Source organism: Leisingera sp. M658 (genome assembly GCF_025144145.1).
Classification (GTDB): Bacteria; Pseudomonadota; Alphaproteobacteria; order Rhodobacterales; family Rhodobacteraceae; genus Leisingera.
In genome coordinates this window covers 2,880,003-2,901,611 of the sequence record NZ_CP083546.1, presented here as the reverse complement: position 1 = coordinate 2,901,611, position 21,609 = coordinate 2,880,003, and the positions used below count along the sequence as shown (strand labels likewise).

Below are 21,609 nucleotides of genomic sequence, written 5' to 3'. Positions count from 1 at the left end.
GTCAATCGCCGTCCAGAGAATTGAAGCCAGCCGCAACACCCAGGGCCGGGCCCAGTTCCCCGGACACCAGCGCGCGCAGGTTCTTGATCTCCTGCTGCAGGGATTCGATGCGGAAGCGGCTGGCGGGATCCGCCACGCCGGCAAAGACCGGATCGTTCAGGGTCCCGGCCTTCTTGCGGGCTTTGGCAAAACCGGCAGTGATCTTGGCTTGCAGATCCGCGCGGCTGTCTGCCAGCGCCAGGGCCAATGGCTCCAGCGCGTTCAGCGAAACCAGCACATGGCGCAGGCTGCGTCCCGAACGGCGGGCCTCAGCGCGGTTGGGGCGTGGTTTTTGAAACGTCCCCAGCGGGCGGCCAAGGCGCATGTCGTCCAGTACTTGCAGCCCTGTGCTGAGCGCCTTCAGCAGTTCCTGGGTGATTTCCTCGTCGCTTTGGTAGCGGTCCGCGGGGTTGTGCATTTCGGCGGCATAGGTCTGTTCCCAGTCCGTATTGATGGATTGAGTTGTGGCCGCGATGTCGATGCTGATGGCACGGGTCAATGCACATCGGTAATCATCGCTGCCCGCGGCGGAGAGCTGCGGATCATACAGTAGGTATTCCAGCGCATAAAAGCCGCGGGCCGCGATGGAGTGGCTGGCGAATTGCGCCGGGTCAGAGATGTCCGGGTCTTCGCTGCGGATCAGATTGCCTAGCGCCTTGGGCGTTTTGCTGCGGCTGTCGGGCCAGAAAGCCAGCGCAAAGGCGCGGCTGTCTGTTTCGGTTGGGCCAAAGCGGTAATGGCTGGCGGCGATCCAGGCATCGAAGGCGGCGCCATAGGCCGCGCGCAGAGAGTCGGACTGCGGATCGCAGTCCGTCTTGGCCGTTTTTGCCAGAGCTTCGGCGTCCTCTGCAAGCTCCTGAAAGGCGGGGAGGATCAGCTGATCGGTGATGCTGCTGGACAGCTCCGACGCGGCAGCAGGGGCTGCGGCGAGTGCAAAGGCCAGGACGAGGGACGGAGCAAGAGACGGGGCAGGGGCGCGCATCAGAGGCTCTCCAGAAAGGCGATCAGGGCGGCGCGGTCTTCCGGCGGCAGCTCCACCACGCCGGTTTTGGCCGCCTCTGCCTCGCCGCCGTGCCACAGGATGGCCTCCAGCAGGGTGCGGGCGCGGCCGTCGTGCAGGAAGGTTGCGCGCGGCGAGACCTGCTGGGTCAGGCCAATCCCCCACAACGGCGCGGTGCGCCATTCGCGCCCCGTCGCGCGGGCCTCGGGGCGGTTGTCGGCCAGGCCTTCGCCCATGTCGTGCAGCAACAGGTCGCTGTAGGGCCAGATCAGTTGGAAACTCTGCTCGGGGCGGTCCTGCAGCCGGTGGGTCACGTATTTCGGCACGTGGCAGGCCGCACAACCGGTGTCGTAGAATACCTGTTTTCCGCGCAGTACCTGGGCGTCGCTGGTGTTGCGCCGTGCGGGAACGCCGAGGTTGCGGCTGTAGAAGGTGACCAGATCCATGTTCGGCTGGTCGATCTCGGTTTCACGGGAATCACCGCCGCCATGCGGGGCGGTCCGGCAGGTGGTTTGCAAATCGGTGCATTCGCCCGCATGGGCCGGGAACAGCGGGGTGGAGATACCGATATCGCCGGAAAACGCGCCGGCGGATTGTTCGTGAACTGTCGCCATTCCAGCCTTCAGGCCAAAGCGGCCCAGCATGATCCGGCTGAATTCCCGCGACCAGACCAGATTGGCGCGGCCTGAGATGCCGTCGCCGTCTGTGTCACCCTCATCTGCATGGGCAAGGATATCGGCGGAGGGGATCGCCTCCAAGAGGCCCAGGCCGATCATCGGCGGGGCGACGCGGGGGCTGAGCATGGCGCCTTCGGCCAGCGGGCCGTAGCCGAGGTTTGCAGCCGTGTAGCTGGGACGGCGCAGGGTGGCCGCTTCACCGCCGTTCAGGGCAACCTCGAATTCCTCGTACTCCACTTGCAGCTTGTACTCCGGCGCGATGCCGGGGGCGGAGAAATCCTGCAGCTGGCTGCCATAGTGCGGATCGGGCGCGGTGCCGATGTAATCATGGACTTCCTGCAATTCCGCGGGGACCGGGCCGGAAACGGAAACCCGCAGGAACATGGTGGTGGAGGTGTAGTCCGGCTGCTCCGGCACATGGCCGCGGCCGTCCTTCAGGTGGCAGCGCTGGCAGGAGCGGGCATTGTACAGCGGTCCCAGCCCGTCGGAGGCCAGAGTGGACGCGGGCGAGAATACCCAGATCTTCTTGAACAGCCCGTTGCCCAGTTTGAACTCCAGCTCCTGCTCGAAGCTGAGGTTGGCGGAGTGCTGGGAGAACGCCTCGTCATCCGTCCGCGCACGCACAGTGGCTGCACCAGCGGGCAGGTCTTCGAAGTGTTCCGGCGCGGAGAAATCCGTGGCCGGAGCGGTGACGGCCTCAATCCGGGCGCGTTCGGCATCGGTGCGGGGGAGGGGGGAAAGATGCGGTTCTGCCTGATACTGGCTGGCCAGATCCAGCGCCGCAACGGGGGTGGCCGCCGCAAATGCGGCAGCCAGAAACAGTTTAGTCTTCGATCTCTGCCATCTTGGTGGCGTTGAGCTGGGCATAGTTTTCGGCGCCGATCCGGTCGTGCAGTTCAAGCTGCGTTTCGAGGAAATCAATGTGGCCTTCTTCATCCGCCATCAAGTCTTCAAACAGCTTTTGCGTGACGTAGTCACCCGCTTTGTTGCAGGCATCGCGGGCTTCCTTGTAAAGCGCGCGGGCGTCCACTTCGGCGGCAAGGTCGCATTCGAGGGTTTCTTTCGGGGTCTGGCCGATCCGTAGCGGGTCAAGCTTTTGCAGGTTCGGGTGACCGCCGAGGAACAAAATCCTTTCAATCAATTTGTCCGCGTGCTGCATCTCTTCGATGCTTTCCTCGCGGCTTTTCTTGGCCATGCTGCCCAGGCCCCAATCGTCCTGCAGCCGGTAATGCAGCCAGTACTGGCTGACCGCTGTCAGCTCATGTCGCAATGCTTTGTTGAGATAGTCGATGACCTTGGCGTCGCCCTGCATATTCACTCTCCTGAATTCGGCCTGCGCCTAAATTCTGAAGCTGCGCAGGGACTTCCAGATTAGCATTCGCGCGCATGGTGTCGAGGAAAAGCGGCATGCAGCCGCCGCAATCAGCGGTTTTCCCCAAGGCGTGATAGATCTTGCCAGGGGTGATTATCGTTTCGGGATCGGCATTTCGCATCCAGTCGATGGCTGCGCGGATGTCGTGGTCCGAGATCTGTGTGCAGTGGCAAACGATCATGCTGCTCGCGTCCTTGCCCAGTGGCGCAAAGGCCAAGTGATTCCGTTGGGAAATATATCCGACAGAATTACTGGGGTTTCAAGGGGTATCCAGAGTAAAATACTTGGGTATATGCCGGGGGCGGGACCCGGACTGACAAAAAAGGGGCCGCAGTACGCGGCCCCGAGGTGTGGTTCTGTTCAGGGGATGCCAAACGTCACCGAGGGAAATCTCACGCACCAAGCGGGATGATCAGGTTCACGCCCAGGACGGTGCTTTTGGTGCCGGCCTCATCGACGCGGGCCAGGCCGCCGCCCAGTGTGAAGCCGTTTTCAAATTCGTAATCTGCGCCGATGGTGATCAGGTCGGTCTCGCCCGCGCTGTCCAGATCGCGATGCACCAGCCCGCCGGACAGGGTCACGTTGCCGATGGTGTAGGCGCCGGTCAGAGTGGCATACAGCGCATCATCCGCCGAACCGCCAGCGTTCGAGAAGGAGGCCACCTCGCCGTAGAGGCCGAAACCGCCGTCAAAGGCATGGGCGAGGCCTGCGACAAAACCCTGTTCGTCATCCACGTCGCCGGCGCCTGCGCTCAGGTGGCGGGCGCCGATGTGGTAGCGGGTGTTGCCGGTTTCCTGCGTCCACTGAATGGCAAAGTTGTCCAGCTCGCCGGTGTTGCCGGCGCCGCCGTCAGCCGTGGCGGTGCGGCCGCGGTCATAACCGACAGAGCGGCTGAGGCCGGAATCATCGGCGTAGAACACACCGAAGGACAGGGTGCCCGCGCCGTTCAGCTCTACGTCCGCCAGGATACCGATCTGTTCGACCAGCTCATAATCTTCGGCGATGGAGCTGCCGAAATAGCCAGCGGCGTCGTCCCAGGCGGTACCGAACACCGGGTGCAGTTTACCAACTGAGACGGTGGTGGCGCTGCCGATACCAAAGGAAACGCCGAGTTCTTCGATATAGACGCCCATGTCATCAAAGGTCCGGTCATCGGCGGCGTCCGTCAGCGACTCGGCGGTGACGGTGGCAAAAAGTTCCACACCATTGCCGAATGTATAGGTGCCGGAAGCGGTGATCACGGCAAAGGTGTCGCGGATCTCGGCAGTGGCGTCATCGGAAGACAGCACGCTTTCATTGGCGATCTCGATCTCGCCTTCCCAGCTGAATCCCTGGGCCAGGGCGGCGTTTGCGCACAGGAAAACGGGCGCGCTGAGAGCCAGCGCCGCGGAGGGTTTGATTTTCATTGGGAGTCTTCTTTCTGTTGAGGGACCTGGCCGCTGATGGCGGCCAGGTCCCTTCATTTTGATTCTGTTATGTTATTACGTTGCTATGCCTTATTCGAAGACTGCCGAGGGATTGTCAAGGCTGTCAGAGCCTTCGATGGCAACGCCGCCCAGGTCCAGGGTAGAGACCACCCGTTCGATGGAGCGGGTCTGGTCGATCAGACCGTTGACACCGCCCATTACCAGCGCTTCGCCCGCTTTGTTGCCCTGGGCCAGCATCTGGTCGTAGGACAGGCCTGCTTCGGCTGCGGTCTTGATCCGGCCAAGGGCCTGCATGGTGCCCGCCAGCTTGCTGCGCATCTCGATGTCCAGATCCGCGTCCTTGGCGGCCACCAGATCGGCCAGCGACGCGCCCGAGACCAGCTCGCCGTTCACGCGCACATATTCGCCCAGATAGACGTTCTGCACGCCCAACCCGTCGTAGTAGTGGCTGTTGTGGGTGTTGTCGGAGAAGCAATCATGTTCTTCCTCCGGGTCGTTCAGCATCAGGCCCAGGCGCATCCGTTCGCCCGCCTGCTCGCCATAAGACAGCGAGCCCATGCCGGTCAGCATCGCGGTGATGCCGGCGTTTTCATCGCCCAGCAGCGTGGTGCGGGCTTCGCCTTCGGCGCTCCACTGGGCAGCAATCCATTCCAGGTCATTGATCAGCAGCTCAGTTGCTGCCTGCAGGTATTCGCCGCGGCGGTCGCAATTGCCGCCGGTGCAGGCATCGCCCGCAGCGTAGTCGGTCCAGGGGCGGTCGCCGGCGCCGTGTTCGGTGCCCTTCAGGTCCTGGCCCCACAGCAGGAATTCAATGGCGTGGTAGCCGGTGGCGACGTTGGCTTCTACCCCGTCGGCCTCATGCAGGGCGCCTTCCAGCAGCTCCGGGGTGATCTTGGCGGCGTCGATGGCTTTGCCGGACAGCTCGAAGCTGGGATTGGCGATGATGTTCAGCGATGCCAGGGTGTTCTCGTCGGTCGGGCCGCCATAAGAGGCGTCAACATAGTCGATCAGTCCTTCGTCCAGCGGCCAGGCGTTCACCTTGCCTTCCCAGTCATCGACAATGGCATTGCCGAAACGGAAGACTTCGGACTGCTGATAGGGCACGCGGGCGGCGATCCAGGCGGCGCGGGCAGCTTCCAGGTTCTCAGCCGACGGATGTGCGACCAGCGCGTCAACAGCGGCTTTCAGCACCTGCGCGGTGGCCAGGCTGTCCTGGTATTTGGCCTCGGCGATATTGGCATAGTTGGTCAGCACCGCGGCCTTGTCGGCGGCAAAGGCTGTGGTGGCGCCAAAGGCGAGACCGGCAAGGGCAGTGCCCGTGAGAAACAGGGATTTCATCAGCTAAGTCCTTAGTTCTATAGTGAATTCAGTGGAGGGTGGCGGTAGCAGGCCGGGCCGGTTGCAGCGGCGGGCGCGGCGTCATGATCTGTTGCAGCAGCAGGCCGCAGTCAGATGCCAGCCGGGTCAGCTCGGACGCCTTGCGCGGGGTGACGATCAGCGAGGCAAGGATTTGCGCATCGTCCTGCTGGCCTTCGGCAGCACAGGCCAGAAGATTGGCAAAGCAGTTTTCATCCGCGCCCAGGCATTTACAGGTCATGCCGTGGCGCACCAGCGGGCGGCGGCCATGGGTGGCGCAGAAGTTGCAGAGATAGCCAAATGCCTCAAACGCGGCTTCGGCCATTTCGGGGCCGAAGTTCACCTCGAAGTCCCGGCGCATCTGGTCGCGGGTCTCGGCGCCGGAAAACCAGTGGCGCAGATAGATCACCGCGCCGGCTTCCAGCGGCGGCAGCTCGGACAGGGTGCCGACGGTCACGCCGCCGCGGGGGGAAGGGTGCGCAATGCTCATGGCCGTCCGCTCACTTGGTCAGGATCAGCTTGCCTGCGCGGGTGATGCGCAGCGAATAGATCTGCCCGTTCAGCAGAATACGGGCCTGCACGCCGCCGCGGGTCAGGTCCTCGGCGTGGTAGGTGGGGAACACTTCGGTGGTTGCGGTGGTGGCGTTGGCCGGCACCGGCTTGGAGGCAATCTGGTTCATATCTTCCGCCCATTGCTGAATTCCGCCCTGTCCAGAAGCCATTCCAGACAAAAACCGGACAGAGCGCCGGAGGGCGCAAAAACCTGCGGCCACAATTGGCGCATGTCCTCGGGCTCCAGCTCTTGGGTCTGCGGGCCGCGGTGGCGGTTGTCTCTGGTCGGCATGGGGCGATCTCGGTTGATTAAATGTCACTCGGGCTCGCCTGAACCGAGTCAGGCTGGCTGGAATGCCGTATACCTGATTTATTTACTCAGCTATGTCAATCCGAGTTTTTTAGTAGGGAATAATTTTTGCGATGACAGAAGAAGATAGAGGAACAGAAAAGGCCGCCCAATGGGCGGCCTTTCAGAATTCTATGTGCAACGGATTAGGCGCGGGTGCCGGAAAAACGCGCCTGCCAGTCTTCGCGCTGCTCGTCGGTGATCTTGGCAAACAGCACCTCTGGCACGGTGAAGCTGTGGCCTGCGGGCAGGGCGGACAGGGCAGCCGCCGCATCTTCGGGCCAGTTGCGGTCGTCCGAGTTCATTGCTGCCATCAGCGTGTCTGAGGCCTGGGGGATGAAGGGGGCCGACAACACCGCGTAAAGCCGGATCAGGTTCAGGCCCAGACGCACCTGTGCGGCGGCGCGGTCGGGGTCGGTTTTGAACACCGACCAGGGTGCTGCGGATTGCAGGTATTCGTTGCCGGCAACCCAGATCGCCCGCAGCTCCTGCGCCGATTTGCGGACCTCCATTGCTTCCATGTGGCCTTCATAGGCGCGGATGCGGGTGGTGAGTTCAGCAATCAGCGCCTGCTCCTGTTCGCCGTATTCGCCGGCTGCGGGAACTTCCTCGCCGAACTTGGAACGGCAGAACTTGGTGATGCGGCTGACGAAATTGCCCAACACGTCCGCGAGGTCCTTGTTCACCGACTGCTGGAAGTTCTCCCAGGTGAACTCGGAATCGCTGCTTTCCGGCGCGTGGGACAGCAGCCACCAGCGCCAGTAGTCTGCGGGCAGGATCTCCAGCGCCTGATCCATGAACACGCCGCGGCCCTGGCTGGTCGAGAACTGGCCGCCATCGTAATTCAGGTAGTTGAAGGACTTCAGGTGGTCGACCATCTTCCACGGCTCGCCGGATCCCAGAATGGTGGCCGGGAACGACAGGGTGTGGAAGGGGACGTTGTCCTTGCCCATGAACTGGACGTATTTGACGTCCTCGGCGCCCTTGTCGGTGCGCCACCAGCGCTGCCAGTCGGCGTCGGTCTTGCCATTGGCCTCGGCCCATTCGCCAGCAGCGGCGATATATTCGATCGGCGCATCAAACCAGACATAGAAGACCTTGCCCTCCATGCCGGGCCAGTCCGCGCCGCCCTTTTTCACCGGCACGCCCCAGTCCAGATCGCGGGTGATGCCGCGGTCCTGCAACCCGTCGCCGTCATGCAGCCACTTCTTAGCGATCGAGGTGGTCAGCACCGGCCAGTCGTGTTTGCTGTCGATCCAGGCGTCCAGCTGGTCCTTCAGCTGCGACTGGCACAGATACAGGTGTTTGGTCTCGCGCACTTCCAGATCGGTGGAGCCGGACACGGCGGAACGCGGGTTGATCAGGTCGGTGGGATCCAGCTGCTTGGTGCATTCCTCGCACTGGTCGCCGCGGGCGCGCTCATAGCCGCAGTTGGGGCAGGTGCCCTCGATATAACGGTCAGGCAGGAAGCGGCCGTCAGCATTGGAATAGACCTGTTTTTCTGTCACTTCGCGGATCAGCCCGGCCTCGGCCAGCTTGCCTGCGAAATACTGGGTCAGCGCGTGGTTCTGCGGGCTGGAGGAGCGGCCGAAGTGGTCGAACGACAGCGCAAAGCCCTTGGCGATTTCCGACTGGACGGCGTGCATTTCAGCGCAGAATTCCGCGACCGGCTTGTCCGCCTTGGCGGCGGCCAGCTCAGCCGGGGTGCCGTGCTCGTCGGTGGCGCAGAGGAACATCACCTCATTGCCGCGTCCGCGCTGGAACCGGGCATAAAGGTCGGCCGGCAGCTGCGAGCCCACCAGGTTGCCCAGATGCTTGATCCCGTTGATGTAAGGGATCGCGGAGGTGATCAGAATGCGTGCCATGCTATCCATCCAGGTAATGCGTCAAAGGCCCGTCTACCGCATGGCGCAGGCGGCGGAAACCCCGGCTGCGGTTTTCCCTGAAAATTGGAGAACCAGCGGCAGTTCCCGCTTGAACTGAACAGGGGGCTGGCGCACTCATTGGTTGCGAAAATCTGTTTCAAACCCTTGAAAGTTCACGAGGGCGTTACCATCTGCATTGTATACCAGTGCATACAATTAGGAGCCGCCCATAGGTGTTTGACTTTCTTCTTGATGGCGCATTTGCGCCGTTCACCCTTGCCCTGGCCCTGTTGGGCGGACTGGCAGTTCTGGAGCTGCTGGCGCTTTTGCTGGGCGGCAGTCTGATCGGCAGCGATGGCGACGCAGGGCTGGACGCGGCGGATGGCGCGGACATCGGGGCGTTTCCGGATGCCGGCGACCTGGGTGATCTGGGCGACCTGGGAGGCGTTGACCTTGCGGATCTGGACGGTGTGGACGCGCCGGACAGCGCCGGTGCAGCTGATGCCTCGGGCGGACTGGCGTCCTGGCTGGGGCTGGGGCGGATGCCGGCGCTGATCTGGCTCGCGGCCTTGCTGATGGGCTTTGGCCTCAGCGGTATTGGCCTGCAGATGGTGCTGATGTCATATCTGGGCTTTGCCGCACCGGCCTGGATGGCGGGGCTGCCTGCCGGCGCCTTTGGCCTGTGGTTCGCACGCGGCTTTGGCGGGATGTTTGCCCGGCTGCTGCCGCAGACCGAGACCGAGGCCTTGTCGGAGCGCAGCCTGGGCCGCCGCCGCGGTGTGATCACCCAAGGCACCGCCGCACAGGGCCGCCCGGCCGAGGTGCGTGTCACTGATGGTTACGGCAACGCCCATTACCTGCGCGCCGAACCTTTTGCTGCGGGCGAGGAACTGTCGCAGGGCACCGAAGTGCTGGTGATGCGCGACCGCCGCAAGGACCGGTTTGTGCTGATCCCTCTCTCGGACTGACTTGTCCGAACAACCGAAACCAAAACTTACAAATCCAATTATCCAAGGGAGTATTCCGCATGGAATTTCAATTCCTGCTCATCGTCGTGGCGAGCATTCTTATCTTTCTTCTCATCTTCGGCCTGGTCCTTGGCCGTCTCTACCGCCGGGCCACCCGTGAAATCAGCCTGGTGAAAACCGGCGCCGGCGGCAAAAAGGTCATCATGGACGGGGGCACCATCGTTGTGCCGCTGCTGCATGAGGTCAGCCCCGTCAACATGAAAACCCTGCGCCTGGAAGTGAAGCGGGACGGCGACGCCGCGCTGATCACCCAGGACCGGATGCGGGTGGACGTGGGGGTGGAATTCTACGTCTCGGTGATGGCAACGGCTGAGGGCATTGCCCGCGCCGCGCAAACCCTGGGCGACCGCACTTTTGACGTCGAACAGCTGCGCGAGATGATCGAGGGCAAGCTGATCGACGGCCTGCGTGCTGTGGCTGCACAGATGACCATGGACGGGCTGCATGAAAAACGCGCCGATTTTGTGCAGGAGGTGCAGAATGCGGTCTCTGAGGACCTGTTGAAAAACGGTTTGTCGCTGGAATCCGTGTCGCTGACCGCACTGGACCAGACCCCATTTGAGGCGCTGGACGAAAACAACGCCTTTAATGCCGTGGGTATGCGCAAACTGGCCGAGGTGATTGCCCAGTCCAAGAAGGAGCGTGCGCAAATCGACGCGGATACCCAGGTCTCGGTGCGCCGCGCCGCGATGGAGGCTGAGCGTCAGCGTCTGACCATTGAACAGGATGAAGAACAGGCCAAGATCTCGCAGCTGCAGCAGATCGAAACCATGAAGGCCGCGCAGGAGTCCGAAGTGGCGCAGCGGCGCGAGGATTCGATGCGCGAGAGCGAGCGTGCGCGGATCGCACGTGAAGAGGCCATCCGCTCTGCCGAGATCGAACGGGAGCGCAAGATCCGCGACGCCGAAATCACCAAGGAGCGCGAGCTGGAGGTTGCAGAACAGGAACGCCAGATCATCATCCAGCAGAAATCCGAGGAAGAGAGCCGCGCCCGTGCGTCGGCGGATCTGGCCCGTGCGGAAGCCACCAAGGCAACCGAGGCGGTGGCAACCGCCCGTGAAGTGGCCGAGGCCGAGCGCCAGAAGCAGATCACGCTGATCGAAGCCACCCGCGAAGCCGAGCGTCAGGCAACTGGCATCCGTCTGGCGGCCCAGGCTGAAAAAGACGCGGCTGCGGACCGTGCCGAAGCGCGCCGTGAAGAAGCCCAGGCCGAGGCTGATGCGCTCAACATCCGGGCCGAGGCCAAGAAGAACGACATGCTGGCCGAGGCAGAAGGCAAACGCGCAATTGTTGAATCCGAGAACGCGCTGTCGGCTGAGCTGATCCGGATGAAGATCGACATGGCGCGTATCGAAGCGATGCCAGCGATCATCACCGAGATGGTGAAACCGGCCGAAAAGATCGACTCGATCAAGATCCACCAGGTCAGCGGTATCGGCGGCAGTGCGCCTTACGCGGCGGCTGGTGCCGGCACCGGCGCCGAGAAACCGGTGGTCAATCAGGCGCTCGACTCGATCATGGGCATGGCGGTGCAGATGCCCGCGCTGAAGAAGCTGGGCGAGGAGCTGGGCCTGTCGATGGAAAACGGTGTCAGCGGTGTGGCCAGCCAGGCGCTGGGCGTTGAGCCGGAGGCGGTTGAAGGTTCTGATCTGCCGCGGCTGAATGGCGCTGCGGCAGATCCGGCGGCAGAAGGCAGCGCGGCTGAGAGCTGATTAGCCAGCGTCCTGGAACATCAAAAGGGGCCGGAGTTTTCCGGCCCCTTTTTCTTAAGCGTAAACAGATCCTTAATGGGTCAATGTTGCTGCCGGAATGTTTCGCGCGCGAAACAATCAGGCAGAGATGCTGACCTGTTTCACTGCCTCCCGCGCGAGCGTTTCAGCAGGCGGCCGATAGTAAAAGACGTACGCGGCGCATAGACATAATTGGTGCGTTCTTCGGGGGTCGGGCGCACTTTCATCCGGCTAAGGCCAAAGGCGATCAGCAGCACATGGCCGCAGGCCACATAGGCAAACAGGGCAGGCGGCCCGTAAAAGCTGATCAGCGTTGAGGAGACATAGGGGCTGGCAATGGCGCCCAGGGCAAAGAAGAACATCAGCGCTGCGGCCAGTTCTACCCGCTCTTCCGATGTGGCAAAGTCGTTGGCGTGCGCGGCGGAGACCGAAAAGATCGGGAAGGTGGTGAAGCCGAAGAACCCCGCCGCCAGCATCACCCCCAGGGTGCCGGTGCCGCTGGCAGCCATGGTGACAGCGCAGCTGACGATGGCAGCCACGGAAAGCCAGATCAGCACCCAGCGGCGGTCGTATTTGTCGGCCAGCCAGCCCATCGGGTATTGCGCCAGCGCGCCGCCCAGCACAAAGGCGGCAAGGAAAAAGGCGATCTGGCCGATTTCCAGGCCGACCTCCTGGCCATAGACCGGGCCGACCATCCGGAACGAAGCTGAGCTGAGTGCCGCCACGATCACCCCCGCCACCGCCAGCGGCGAACAGCGCCAGGCCAGCTTGGGGCGCAGCCGCGGCGCATCGGGGGTTTCCGGCTGGCTGGCCTTGGTCAGGGTCAGGGGCAGCAGCGCCGCACAGCAAATCACGGCCAGCAGGTTGTAGGAAATATAGACCGCTGGCGGCAGCACCGCGATGATCAGCTGCGCCGCCAGCGAGGCGCTCATATCGGCAATCCGGTAGGTGCCCATGGCGCGGCCGCGGTTCTCGTTGGTGACCTTGGCGTTGAGCCAGGCCTCGATCACCGTGTAGGCGCCGGCCACGCAAAGGCCGGAGGCAATCCGCATCGCTGCCCAGGCATAGGGGTTTTCCGTCAGCGTATGGCCCAAGAGCCCCATCGCCCCCAGTGCTGTGCAGACCGCAAAGGCGCGGGAATGGCCGACATTGCCCATCAGCCGCGGCGCCCACCAGCAGCCGATGAAGAAGCCAAAGAAATGGGCCGAGCCGAGCAGGCCGATCTGCTCCTTGGTGAAATTCAGCGTCAGGCCTGAGATAGCATCGAGCGGGCCTACGCCTCCGGTCGACAGTTGCAGCAGGATGACAGAAAGAAAGAGGGCGGCAAAGGAGATGATCAGGCGCATAACGGCCCGACCATGACAGGCTGCGGCGGCATTGCCAGCCGGTTTCCGTCATTGCGGTGTCGTATTCTTGCGCGGCGGTGTTTTTCGGCACCGGGCGCGGCCCGGGGGTCAGCCCTCCTGGCGGATGCGGGCCTTGATGGCGAGGGTGACCCGGTCGGCGACCAGATCCGGATAACCGGTGGCGCCAAAGGCCGCGCGGCTGAGACTGCCGCTGAGATGCACGTCGAGTTCGCGCAGATCGCTGGCGGCGGTGCCGGGCCGGCGGTAGAGCGCCGCCTGCAAGGTCAGCGGCCGGGTGGTTCCGCGCAGGGTCAGTTCGCCGCCGATCTGCGCGCCGCCTGAAAGCCGTCCGTCAGGCCCGAGGCGGACGCCGGTGGAGCGGAAACGGATTTCCGGGAAGCGCGCGGTGTTGAGCACGCCGGGGCTTTTCAGCGCCTCGGTGGCAAAGATCAGCCCGGTCCGGGCGCGGCTGGCGTCAAGCGTGATATCGGCCTGGCTGCGGGCGAGGTTCTGCGGATCGATCCGGATGCGGGCGGCGCGGACCGGGATCCGCCCCTGCTGCGGCTGGCCGCTGAGCCGGAAGGTGAAGCGCACGTCGGTGGCATCGGGAATGAGGCGGTAAGGCAGGATCGCTGCGGGCAGCCTTTGCGGGGCCAGCAGGCTGGCCGCAAGGCAGGCGATCAGGCTTCGCCGGTGCATCCTGTGATTGCTCATGGGGGCTTCTTCTCCGGTTGCATAGCGCTTTTACATGGCGTTTCCGATGCCGCACCTTAAGCTTATCCGGATTTTCCGCCGCAGGCTGCTCACTTTCGCGGGGGGAGCCTGTGACGCGGCGGCGGGCTCCCGCCAGGCATCAGCTTTTTGGCAAAAGCCTCTGCCTGTTGGGCCCGGCACCGGGCATAGCCCGGTGCCGGGCCCAAGGCCGCTAAGGCGGTGCTGGCGCAGCCAGGCCCGCCTGCGGGCGCGGGAGGGCATCGTCTAGGCGCTGCGGTTCGTCTTGGGCGTACGGGGCTGCGGTGCGGGTGGCAGGGCGGCACGAAGCAGAGCGGAGCAGGCAGCTGCCAGCGGCCTGGGTGATCTGCCAGCCGCGGGGCGGCAGGGTGCGGGCGCGCAGGCGCTGCAAGGTCCAGCACTTCCGGGTCTTTGCTGCGCCATCCCCGGCCGGGCCGGGCGGGGGGCTGTGTGCAGGCACGTCAGGGGGCAAGAGATCATGGGGCAAAGGGATATGGGCAGGCGCCAGGTGCCAGCGGCTTTCGATGCCCTGGGCGCCGCCTGTGCCGGGGGTCAGCAGCAGGCCCAACGGCGCCGGGCCGAAGCGCCCGCCTGCCTCTGCCGCCAGATGCAGCCGCCGCACCGGGGTGATGGCGGGCGGCTCAGCCAGTTCTGCCACCACCAGCGCCGCAGCACCGCTGCGCAAGGCTTCCTCCATGGCCCAAAGCTGATCCTCGGCCCGGGCGGCCTGTACGAACAGGAAGCGGGCGGGGCTGGCAAATTCCGCTATCCCGTCCGGGTTCAGCTGCTTGCCGCCCTGCGGCGGCGGCAGCCACAGGACCGGCCCCGGCGCGATGTCCTGCGCGGCGGCGGCCAGCCACAGCGCAAAACTGCCGCGGGCAGGGCCGCAGGCCTCGTGCACGCGGCCATGCTCCAGCGCAACCTCCTCCATCACGGACAGGGCCGGGCGGGATCTGTGGCGGCGGCGGGTGAGCAGGTGAGTCGGCATGAGAGCAGCATGACATGTTCTTACTTTGTTCTCAAGTGCTGACCCAGGCCGGGCTTGCGGCGGGCCAGGCTTGCGGCGGGCCGGTGCAGATGCCGTCAGGCCAGGGCAAGCGTGTCCTCAAGCGCCTGGAAGAAGCCGGCTCTGGCATGTTTCTCGATCCAAGGTTTGTGGCCGCAGCGCTGCAGCAGGCGAAAGGTGAAATCCGGGAGGAGGCCCCGCAGCGGCAGTTCCACGCCTGTTGCCGGGTGGGGGTCATGATCACCGTGAAGGGCTGCGACCGGGCAGCGGATTTTTGCAACCGCGCGCAGGAGACCGCCTGAGCGCCGCATCCGGGCCGCTTCCGGCCAGACGCCTTCGAAAATGCTGCGGTCAAAGGCGATGGGTGCAGGGCGAAGCCCGGCAGGCGCATAGGCCTCGGCTTTTTCAAGCAGCTCCAGCGCGCGCTCCAGGCCCTCGGGGGTATCGAGACCGGATCCGCGGAACAATGCGCTCAGCTCCTGCCATTCCGCTGGCGGCAGCCGGGACTGCCGGGCTGCTTGTATGCCTGCGGAAAATTCATCCGAAAACGGCCCGCTGCCAATCAGCACCAGTTTCGAGACCCGCGCCGGATGCCGGGCTGCCAGCAGGCAGGCCAGCCAGGCGCCCCAGGAAAATCCGATCAGAACCGCCGGGCCGCCACAGGCGGTCTCCAGCTGCTGCCGCAATTCGGAAATCTGTCCGGCAATGGATGCTTCCGTTTGCAACAGTTCCAGCACGCCATAGCCGCGGGTTGCCAGCTCTTGGGCAACCGGCGCCATTTCTCCGGCCGCACCGGGGCCGCCATGCAGCACAGCAACCGGAAAAGGCGGGCGGCCATGCCGCCGGATGGTCTCGATGACAGGTTTCACTGCATGCGGCCCCGGCAGGTCTTAACCCTCGCGGGGGACAACCGGGCCGCCCTGTTTGGCCCATTCGGTAAAGCCGCCCTCCAGATGCACCACCGGTTTCAGACCCATCTCAATCGCGGCTTTGGCGCTGAGGGCTGAGCGCCAGGCGCTGGCGCAGTAGAACACATAGGTTTTGTCCTGGTTGAACACCGGTTTGTGATAAGGGCTGTCCGGGTCGATCCAGAATTCCAGCATGCCGCGCGGGCAGGAAAACGCGCCGGGGATCATGCCGCTGCGCTGCAGCTCGCGGATGTCGCGCAGGTCGATGAAGACGTAATCCTCGTCCAGGACCTTCTGCTTGGCCTCCTCGACAGCCATGGTTTCCACCAGGCTGTTTGCCTCGGCCAGCAGCGCCTTGACGCCCTTGGTTATGGTCTGCGGCATCGGGTATCCTTTCCTTAAGTTGCACAGAGGCTGGCCGGTTTGCCGCCTATGTGCAAGCGGCTTGCACTTCCCGGGCAGGGCCTTAGGGTCGCAGGCAAATCCAGGACAGGGGAGCGCGCGGCATGAAACTGAACCCATTGGGACGCACCGGCATGATGGTGTCCGAACTGTGCCTGGGCACGATGACCTTCGGCACCCAGACGCCGGAGGCCGAGGCCCATGCGCAGATCGGCCGGGCGCTGGAGGGCGGCGTGAACTTTGTCGATACCGCCGAGATGTATCCGGTGAACCCGGTAAGTGCGGAGACCCTGGGCAACAGCGAGCGGATCATCGGCAATTGGAATGCGCAGACCGGGCGGCGGGGCGAGTACATCCTGGCCACCAAGCATTCCGGCGCGGGGATGCAGCATGTGCGGGACGGGGCGCCGATTTCGTCCAGGACTATTGCGCCCGCAATTGAAGCGTCGCTGAAGCGGCTCAAGACCGATTACATCGACCTCTATCAGTTCCACTGGCCGAACCGGGGCAGTTACATGTTCCGGCAGAACTGGAGCTATGATCCGTCCTCCCAGAACCGGGAAGAGACGCTGGCCCATATGGAGGATTGCCTGGAGGCGCTGCAGCGCGAGGTGGAGCGCGGCACCATCCGCGCCTTTGGCCTGTCGAACGAGAGCGCCTGGGGCACCGCGCAATGGCTGCGCATCGCAGAAGCGCGCGGCGGGCCGCGGGTGGCCTCAATCCAGAATGAATACTCACTGGTCTGCCGGTTGTATGACACCGATCTGGCAGAGCTGAGCGTCAATGAAGACGTGGGGCTGATGGCGTTTTCGCCGCTGGGCACCGGGCTGCTGACCGGCAAGTATCAGGACGGGGCGGTGCCCGAAGGCTCGCGCAAAGCCATCAATCCGGAACTGGGCGGGCGGCATTCGCCGCGGGTCTATGGCGCTGTGGCGGCCTATCTGGAGATCGCCAAGCGGCACGGGCTGGATCCTGTGCATATGGCGCTGGCCTGGTGCCGCACACGGCCGTTCATGGCTTCGGCGATCTTTGGCGCCACGCGTCTGCCGCAGCTGGAGCATGCGTTGAAATCGGTGGAACTGGAGCTGAGCCAGGACGTGCTGGACGAAATCAATGCCGCGCACCGGGCGCATCCGATGCCGTTTTGAGCGGCGCATCGGGCAGGGGCTCCCGCCCGGTCTGCGGGCATTGACATGCCCTTGGCCGGTTGGGCCGGGCGCTGCTGCGCAGCGCAGGAGGTCCGCTGAGAGGCGTTTTAGGGGTGAGGCCCGTCGGGGGAACCGTCCGGGGGACGGTTTCAGGGCCGAACGGGCGGCGCCCATGCCCTGAAACGCCATTGCAATTGTATTCAAGAATTGCGCGTCAAGAGTGAACGGTGCTGCGCGGCCCTGGACCCGCGAGGCCGGGCTGCCGGTCAGTGCGCTGTAGGCCTTGCCTGTTCCTGGCGCAAATCGCGGGCAGAGGTGCCGTGGGCCGTGCGGAAGGCGCGGGCAAAGCTGGATTGCGAGGTGAAGCCGGTGGCGATGGCCACCTCCATCAGCGGCAGGTCGGTGTCGGTGACCAGACGGCGGGCTTCGGCGAGGCGCAGCTGCAGGTAGTGGTCCTGCGGCGTGGTGTTGAGCCGCAGGCGGAACTGCTGCTGCAGGCTGCGCGGGCTGGTGCCAAGGGTCTCGGCAAGGGCGCTGAGCGGCAGCGGTTCGTCCAATGCGGCCTCCATCAGCGCGTTGGCCTTGGCTGTGAGCGCATTGTGCTTGTGGCCGCCCAGGCGGCTTTGCGGCCGCGGTTCTGCGGCGGGGCCATCGTAAAGGAACAGCCCGGCGACGCGGGCGGCAAAGCCGGCACCGTGGCGGGCGCCGATGATGTGCAGCATCATCTCAATCGCGGGGGTGGCGCCGCCGGAGGTCAGGCGGGCTTCGGAGACGGTGAAACGGTCATTGCGGACGTCAACCTCGGGGAAGCGGCTGGCGAAGTTTTCCAGATCCTCCCAGTGGTTGGTGGCAGGATGGCCGTCCAGCAGCCCGGCCTCGGCCATCAGCCAGGGGCCGCCGTCGATGCCTGCAATGGTGGCGCCGGTGGCGGCGATGCGGCGCAGGCCTGCCAGCAGGCTGGGGGTGGCGTGGCGCGCCAGCTGAAAGCCCGCCACAACGATCAGCAGCTCGCAGCCCTGCAGCCGGGCCAGTGGAAAGCTGGGCACGGTGAGACCGCTGGTCAGCATCGGCGGCTCGTTCGTGGCGCTGACATAATCCCAGTCAAAGGCCGCGCGCCCGGCCAGCCGGTTGGCGGCGCGCATCGGGTCAACGGCAGCCGCAAAGGACAGGGTGTTGCATTCATCCAAGACCAGCACCGCGGTTTTCAGCGGCTGATGCTCGGGCTGCAGGATGTTTTTTGCGGATTTCATCAACTTCGATTCGCCTGGTGTAAAGTTCAGGCCCAAAGGCTGCGGCAAGGTTGCCCTTAGCGCAAATCAGAATCTGGGGAAGAGCCTGGGGATAACCCGCGGCAAAACCCTGTACATTGAAGGGAAAAGCAAAATGCCTCTGGAAATGAACCGGGACGTCTTTATCACCTGTGCCGTGACCGGCTCTGGCGGCACCCAGGACCGCAGCCCGCATGTGCCGCGTTCGCCTGCGCAGATCGCCGACAGCGCCATTGCCGCGGCCAAGGCCGGGGCCGCCGTGGTGCATTGCCATGTGCGCGATCCGGAGACCGGCGCGCCGAGCCGTGATCTGGCGCTGTACCGCGAAGTCACCGATCGGATCCGCGATGCTGAGGTCGATATGGTGCTGAACCTCACCGCCGGTATGGGCGGGGATATGGTGTTCGGCGATACTGAAAATCCGCTGCCGGTGAACCCGGCCGGCACCGATATGGTTGGCGCCACCGAGCGGATGGCGCATGTGGCGGAATGCCTGCCGGAGATCTGCACGCTGGATTGCGGCACCATGAACTTTGCCGAAGCCGATTACGTGATGACCAACACGCCCGGCATGCTGCGGGCAATGGGGCAGATGATGACCGATCTGGGGGTGAAGCCCGAGATCGAGGCCTTTGACACCGGCCATCTGTGGTTTGCCAAGGAACTGGTGAAGGAGGGTATTCTGGACAGCCCCGCCCTGGTGCAGCTGTGCATGGGGGTGCCGTGGGGGGCGCCGAATGATCTGAATACCTTCATGGCGATGGTCAATAATGTGCCCGGCGATTGGAACTGGTCGGCGTTCTCCTTGGGGCGGGATCAGATGGCCTATGTGGCGGCGTCAGTTCTGGCGGGCGGCAATGTGCGGGTCGGGCTGGAGGACAATCTGTGGCTCGGTAAGGGTCAGCTGGCGGAGAACTGGCAGCTGGTGGAGCGGGCTGGCACCATCATCGAGAATATGGGCAGCAAGCTGATGGGCCCGGCGGAGGTGCGCGAGAAGCTGGGGCTGACCAAGCGCGCGCCGGCGGCGCTGTAAGCGGCGACCAGCGGTTTTGTTGAATTGGAGGAATTGGGGGCTGGCCCCCAAGCCCCCAGGATATTTTGGGCCAGAAGAAGAGCCGGGCGGCTCTCAAAGGGAAGCAGATGAAAACAGCAGCAATCATTGGCGGCGGCGTAATCGGCGGCGGCTGGGCCGCGCGGTTCCTTCTGAACGGCTGGGATGTGCGGGTCTTTGACCCGGACCCGGAAGCAGAGCGCAAGATCAGCGAAGTGCTGGGCAATGCGCGGCGCTCCTTGCCCGGTCTGGGCAATGTGGCACTGCCGGCAGAGGGCAGCCTGACGTTCCACGAGACCATTGCCGAAGCCGTGGACGGCGCGGAGTGGGTTCAGGAGAGCGTGCCGGAGCGGCTGGATCTGAAGCAGAAGGTCTATGCGCAGTTGCAGGCTTTTTGCGCGCCGGATGCTGTGATCGGCTCTTCGACTTCCGGCTTCAAGCCGTCGCAATTGCAGGACGGGCGCGAAGCGCCGGGGCAGATCGTGGTGACGCATCCCTTCAACCCGGTCTACCTGCTGCCGCTGGTGGAACTGGTTACAACGGCGGCCAATCCGGCAGGTGTGATTGAACGGGCCAAGGAGATCATCTCGGGGCTGGGCATGTACCCGCTGCATCTGAAAAAGGAAATCGACGCGCATGTGGCGGACCGGTTCCTGGAGGCGGTCTGGCGCGAGGCGCTGTGGCTGGTCAAGGACGGCATTGCCACCACCGAGGAGATCGACAATGCCATCCGCTACGGCTTTGGCATCCGCTGGGCGCAGATGGGGCTGTTTGACACTTACCGCGTTGCGGGCGGCGAAGCGGGCATGAAGCATTTCATGGCGCAGTTCGGCCCTTGCCTGTCGTGGCCCTGGACCAAGCTGATGGATGTGCCTGAGTTCAATGACGAGCTGGTGGATCTGATCGCAGGCCAGTCGGATGCGCAATCCGGCCATCTGCCGATCCGCAAGATGGAGCAGATCCGCGACGACAATCTGGTCGGCATGATGCGGGCCCTTGGCAACAACGACTGGGGTGCGGGGGCGCTGCAGAATGCCCATGACAAGGGGCGTGAGGGCGAAGCCGGGCTGGTAAGCTTGGTTGCGGATCTTGAGGACCTGAGCCAGCCGGTGCTGACCCAAAGCCGCGTGGTGCCGCTGGATTGGACCGACTACAACGGCCATATGACCGAGAGCCGGTATTTGGATGCCTTCGCCCAGTCCACCGACCGGCTGATGATGATCATCGGCTGCGATGCGGAGTATATCGCCAACGGCGGCAGCTATTTCACCGCCGAAACCCATATCCGCCACATCGACGAGGTGCATGCGGGAGATCCGATCCAGGTGCGGACGCGGGTGATCATGGGCGCGGGCAAGAAAATGCATCTGTGGCACGAGATGTATTCCGGTGAACGGCTGCTGGCGACCGGGGAGCATATGCTGCTGCATGTGGATCTTGCGACCCGCCGCTCGGCCCCGCCTGCGGCGCATATCGAGGCCAATCTGGCGAAACTGGCTGAGGCGCACGCCGTCTTGCCCGCGCCAGAGGGGCTGGGCCGCGCGATTGGAGCGCCGAGATGAGTCCGGACCGGGTGAGCCGGGTTCTGGTCACGGCCGGCGGCTCCGGCATCGGCCGGGCCATGGCCGAGGGCTTTGCCGCTGCCGGGCATCAGGTTTGGGTCACGGATGTCAGTGCGGTCAGCCTGTCGGATCTCCCGGCGGGCTGGAGGGCAACGGCGGTGGATGCCACCGACGAGGCCGGGGTCAAGGCGCTGTTTGAAGAGATCACCGGGGAGTGGGGCGGGCTGGATGTGCTGTGCGCCAATGCAGGTGTTGCCGGGCCGACCGCGCTGATCGAGGATATCGCGCTGGAGGATTGGCGCAAATGCGTCAGCGTCAACCTGGAGGGCTGCTTTCTGGCGGCGAAATATGCGGCGCCTTTGATGAAGGCAGCGAGGGCCGGGTCGATCATCGTGACGTCTTCGACCGCTGGGCTGTACGGCTATCCCAACCGGGCGCCGTATGCTTCGGCGAAATGGGCGGTGATCGGGCTGATGAAGACCTTGGCGATGGAGCTTGGCCCTTTTGGCATCCGTGCCAATGTAATCTGCCCCGGCGCAGTGGAAGGCCCGCGGATGGAGGGCGTGCTGGAGCGCGAGGCGGCGGCCAAGGGCATGACCCGCGATCAGGTCTATGATGGCTATGCCTCTGGCACCTCAATGCGGTCCTTTGTCGAGGCGCGGGACATTGCCAATATGGCGGTGTTTCTCGGCTCGGAAGCGGCGCGGCTGGTGTCGGGGCAGGTGATCGCGGTGGACGGCCATACCGAGAACCCGGATCCGAAACTGTGAGGCGCGCCCCTGGCGGGGCGC

General features: G+C 64.2%; 21 protein-coding genes. 6 read left to right on the top strand and 15 right to left on the bottom strand.

Annotated elements, in window-relative coordinates; all coding sequences use genetic code 11:
• Position 1: 1 nt before the first annotated feature.
• The 9 genes from K3724_RS14465 to metG form a co-directional block, all read right to left on the bottom strand.
• Positions 2-1,021, bottom strand: a complete 1,020-nt coding sequence (locus tag K3724_RS14465; RefSeq protein ID WP_259986356.1) for an imelysin family protein — start codon at positions 1,019-1,021, stop codon at positions 2-4.
• Positions 1,021-2,583, bottom strand: a complete 1,563-nt coding sequence (locus K3724_RS14460; protein WP_259986354.1) for a di-heme oxidoredictase family protein — start codon at positions 2,581-2,583, stop codon at positions 1,021-1,023. Before K3724_RS14460 ends, K3724_RS14465 begins: the two co-directional genes overlap by 1 nt.
• Positions 2,540-3,028 carry a bacterioferritin gene (bfr, locus tag K3724_RS14455; protein WP_259986352.1) on the bottom strand — a complete coding sequence of 163 codons (489 nt, stop codon included), beginning with the start codon at positions 3,026-3,028 and terminating at the stop codon, positions 2,540-2,542. Before bfr ends, K3724_RS14460 begins: the two co-directional genes overlap by 44 nt.
• Entirely contained in the window at positions 2,976-3,269 is a 294-nt protein-coding gene (locus tag K3724_RS14450) for a bacterioferritin-associated ferredoxin (protein ID WP_129371629.1), read from the bottom strand. The genes bfr and K3724_RS14450 overlap by 53 nt, the downstream gene beginning before the upstream one ends.
• Positions 3,270-3,480: 211 nt before the next feature.
• Positions 3,481-4,494, bottom strand: a complete 1,014-nt coding sequence (locus tag K3724_RS14445) for a porin (RefSeq protein ID WP_259986344.1) — start codon at positions 4,492-4,494, stop codon at positions 3,481-3,483.
• Positions 4,495-4,584: 90 nt separating this feature from the next.
• Positions 4,585-5,853 carry an imelysin family protein gene (locus tag K3724_RS14440; RefSeq protein WP_259986343.1) on the bottom strand — a complete coding sequence of 423 codons (1,269 nt, stop codon included), beginning with the start codon at positions 5,851-5,853 and terminating at the stop codon, positions 4,585-4,587.
• Positions 5,854-5,881: 28 nt separating this feature from the next.
• Entirely contained in the window at positions 5,882-6,361 is a 480-nt protein-coding gene (locus tag K3724_RS14435) for a hypothetical protein (RefSeq protein WP_259986341.1), read from the bottom strand.
• A 10-nt stretch (positions 6,362-6,371) separates the two neighbouring features.
• The gene (hemP, locus tag K3724_RS14430) at positions 6,372-6,551 is read right to left on the bottom strand and encodes a hemin uptake protein HemP (RefSeq protein WP_259986339.1); all 180 of its coding nucleotides are present in this window, start codon (positions 6,549-6,551) and stop codon (positions 6,372-6,374) included.
• A 367-nt stretch (positions 6,552-6,918) separates the two neighbouring features.
• Positions 6,919-8,637, bottom strand: a complete 1,719-nt coding sequence (metG, locus tag K3724_RS14425) for a methionine--tRNA ligase (RefSeq protein ID WP_259986337.1) — start codon at positions 8,635-8,637, stop codon at positions 6,919-6,921.
• 233 nt (positions 8,638-8,870) lie between these two features.
• Here metG and K3724_RS14420 point away from each other — a divergent pair, with 233 nt between their 5' ends.
• Complete coding sequence (locus K3724_RS14420; protein ID WP_259986327.1) at positions 8,871-9,605, top strand: YqiJ family protein; 735 nt, start codon at positions 8,871-8,873, stop codon at positions 9,603-9,605.
• A 59-nt stretch (positions 9,606-9,664) separates the two neighbouring features.
• A complete protein-coding gene (locus K3724_RS14415) occupies positions 9,665-11,377 on the top strand; it encodes a flotillin family protein (RefSeq protein ID WP_259986325.1) in 1,713 nt (570 codons plus the stop codon).
• Between the two features lie 140 nt (positions 11,378-11,517).
• Here the strand turns inward: K3724_RS14415 and K3724_RS14410 are convergent, their stop codons facing one another.
• From K3724_RS14410 to K3724_RS14390, 5 genes are all read right to left on the bottom strand, one after another.
• On the bottom strand, positions 11,518-12,741 hold the full coding sequence (locus K3724_RS14410) for an MFS transporter (protein ID WP_259986313.1): 1,224 nt from the start codon (positions 12,739-12,741) through the stop codon (positions 11,518-11,520).
• Between the two features lie 108 nt (positions 12,742-12,849).
• Positions 12,850-13,455, bottom strand: coding sequence for a YceI family protein (locus K3724_RS14405; RefSeq protein ID WP_259986311.1), 606 nt, complete (start codon positions 13,453-13,455; stop codon positions 12,850-12,852).
• A gap of 211 nt (positions 13,456-13,666) precedes the next feature.
• Entirely contained in the window at positions 13,667-14,461 is a 795-nt protein-coding gene (locus K3724_RS14400) for a hypothetical protein (RefSeq protein ID WP_311200184.1), read from the bottom strand.
• A gap of 95 nt (positions 14,462-14,556) precedes the next feature.
• Complete coding sequence (locus K3724_RS14395) at positions 14,557-15,348, bottom strand: alpha/beta fold hydrolase (protein ID WP_259986309.1); 792 nt, start codon at positions 15,346-15,348, stop codon at positions 14,557-14,559.
• Between the two features lie 21 nt (positions 15,349-15,369).
• Complete coding sequence (locus K3724_RS14390; protein ID WP_129371620.1) at positions 15,370-15,771, bottom strand: rhodanese-like domain-containing protein; 402 nt, start codon at positions 15,769-15,771, stop codon at positions 15,370-15,372.
• Between the two features lie 122 nt (positions 15,772-15,893).
• On the opposite strand from K3724_RS14390, the gene K3724_RS14385 reads away from it, so the two are divergent.
• Positions 15,894-16,937: an aldo/keto reductase gene (locus tag K3724_RS14385; protein ID WP_259986307.1), complete on the top strand. Its 1,044-nt coding sequence runs from the start codon at positions 15,894-15,896 to the stop codon at positions 16,935-16,937.
• Between the two features lie 266 nt (positions 16,938-17,203).
• Here the strand turns inward: K3724_RS14385 and K3724_RS14380 are convergent, their stop codons facing one another.
• Positions 17,204-18,187 carry a GlxA family transcriptional regulator gene (locus K3724_RS14380; protein WP_259986305.1) on the bottom strand — a complete coding sequence of 328 codons (984 nt, stop codon included), beginning with the start codon at positions 18,185-18,187 and terminating at the stop codon, positions 17,204-17,206.
• Positions 18,188-18,320: 133 nt separating this feature from the next.
• Here K3724_RS14380 and K3724_RS14375 point away from each other — a divergent pair, with 133 nt between their 5' ends.
• The 3 genes from K3724_RS14375 (at position 18,321) to K3724_RS14365 (ending at position 21,588) form a co-directional block, all read left to right on the top strand.
• Positions 18,321-19,238: a 3-keto-5-aminohexanoate cleavage protein gene (locus tag K3724_RS14375; protein ID WP_259986303.1), complete on the top strand. Its 918-nt coding sequence runs from the start codon at positions 18,321-18,323 to the stop codon at positions 19,236-19,238.
• A gap of 107 nt (positions 19,239-19,345) precedes the next feature.
• On the top strand, positions 19,346-20,818 hold the full coding sequence (locus tag K3724_RS14370; protein ID WP_259986301.1) for a carnitine 3-dehydrogenase: 1,473 nt from the start codon (positions 19,346-19,348) through the stop codon (positions 20,816-20,818).
• Positions 20,815-21,588 (top strand): SDR family oxidoreductase, encoded by a 774-nt coding sequence (locus K3724_RS14365; RefSeq protein WP_259986299.1) that lies wholly within the window; start codon positions 20,815-20,817, stop codon positions 21,586-21,588. Before K3724_RS14370 ends, K3724_RS14365 begins: the two co-directional genes overlap by 4 nt.
• The last annotated feature ends 21 nt before the right edge of the window (positions 21,589-21,609 follow it).

Coding starts and splice junctions, on each gene's coding strand:
- K3724_RS14365 (WP_259986299.1), top strand. CDS start 20,815: ATGAGTCCGGACCGGGTGAGCCGGGTTCTGGTCACGGCCGGCGGCTCC.
- bfr (WP_259986352.1), bottom strand. CDS start 3,028: ATGCAGGGCGACGCCAAGGTCATCGACTATCTCAACAAAGCATTGCGA.
- K3724_RS14445 (WP_259986344.1), bottom strand. CDS start 4,494: ATGAAAATCAAACCCTCCGCGGCGCTGGCTCTCAGCGCGCCCGTTTTC.
- K3724_RS14385 (WP_259986307.1), top strand. CDS start 15,894: ATGAAACTGAACCCATTGGGACGCACCGGCATGATGGTGTCCGAACTG.
- K3724_RS14400 (WP_311200184.1), bottom strand. CDS start 14,461: ATGCCGACTCACCTGCTCACCCGCCGCCGCCACAGATCCCGCCCGGCC.
- K3724_RS14390 (WP_129371620.1), bottom strand. CDS start 15,771: ATGCCGCAGACCATAACCAAGGGCGTCAAGGCGCTGCTGGCCGAGGCA.
- K3724_RS14415 (WP_259986325.1), top strand. CDS start 9,665: ATGGAATTTCAATTCCTGCTCATCGTCGTGGCGAGCATTCTTATCTTT.
- K3724_RS14465 (WP_259986356.1), bottom strand. CDS start 1,021: ATGCGCGCCCCTGCCCCGTCTCTTGCTCCGTCCCTCGTCCTGGCCTTT.
- K3724_RS14410 (WP_259986313.1), bottom strand. CDS start 12,741: ATGCGCCTGATCATCTCCTTTGCCGCCCTCTTTCTTTCTGTCATCCTG.
- K3724_RS14440 (WP_259986343.1), bottom strand. CDS start 5,853: ATGAAATCCCTGTTTCTCACGGGCACTGCCCTTGCCGGTCTCGCCTTT.
- K3724_RS14405 (WP_259986311.1), bottom strand. CDS start 13,455: ATGAGCAATCACAGGATGCACCGGCGAAGCCTGATCGCCTGCCTTGCG.
- K3724_RS14435 (WP_259986341.1), bottom strand. CDS start 6,361: ATGAGCATTGCGCACCCTTCCCCCCGCGGCGGCGTGACCGTCGGCACC.
- K3724_RS14450 (WP_129371629.1), bottom strand. CDS start 3,269: ATGATCGTTTGCCACTGCACACAGATCTCGGACCACGACATCCGCGCA.
- K3724_RS14370 (WP_259986301.1), top strand. CDS start 19,346: ATGAAAACAGCAGCAATCATTGGCGGCGGCGTAATCGGCGGCGGCTGG.
- K3724_RS14380 (WP_259986305.1), bottom strand. CDS start 18,187: ATGAAATCCGCAAAAAACATCCTGCAGCCCGAGCATCAGCCGCTGAAA.
- K3724_RS14375 (WP_259986303.1), top strand. CDS start 18,321: ATGCCTCTGGAAATGAACCGGGACGTCTTTATCACCTGTGCCGTGACC.
- K3724_RS14460 (WP_259986354.1), bottom strand. CDS start 2,583: ATGCCCAGCTCAACGCCACCAAGATGGCAGAGATCGAAGACTAAACTG.
- hemP (WP_259986339.1), bottom strand. CDS start 6,551: ATGAACCAGATTGCCTCCAAGCCGGTGCCGGCCAACGCCACCACCGCA.
- metG (WP_259986337.1), bottom strand. CDS start 8,637: ATGGCACGCATTCTGATCACCTCCGCGATCCCTTACATCAACGGGATC.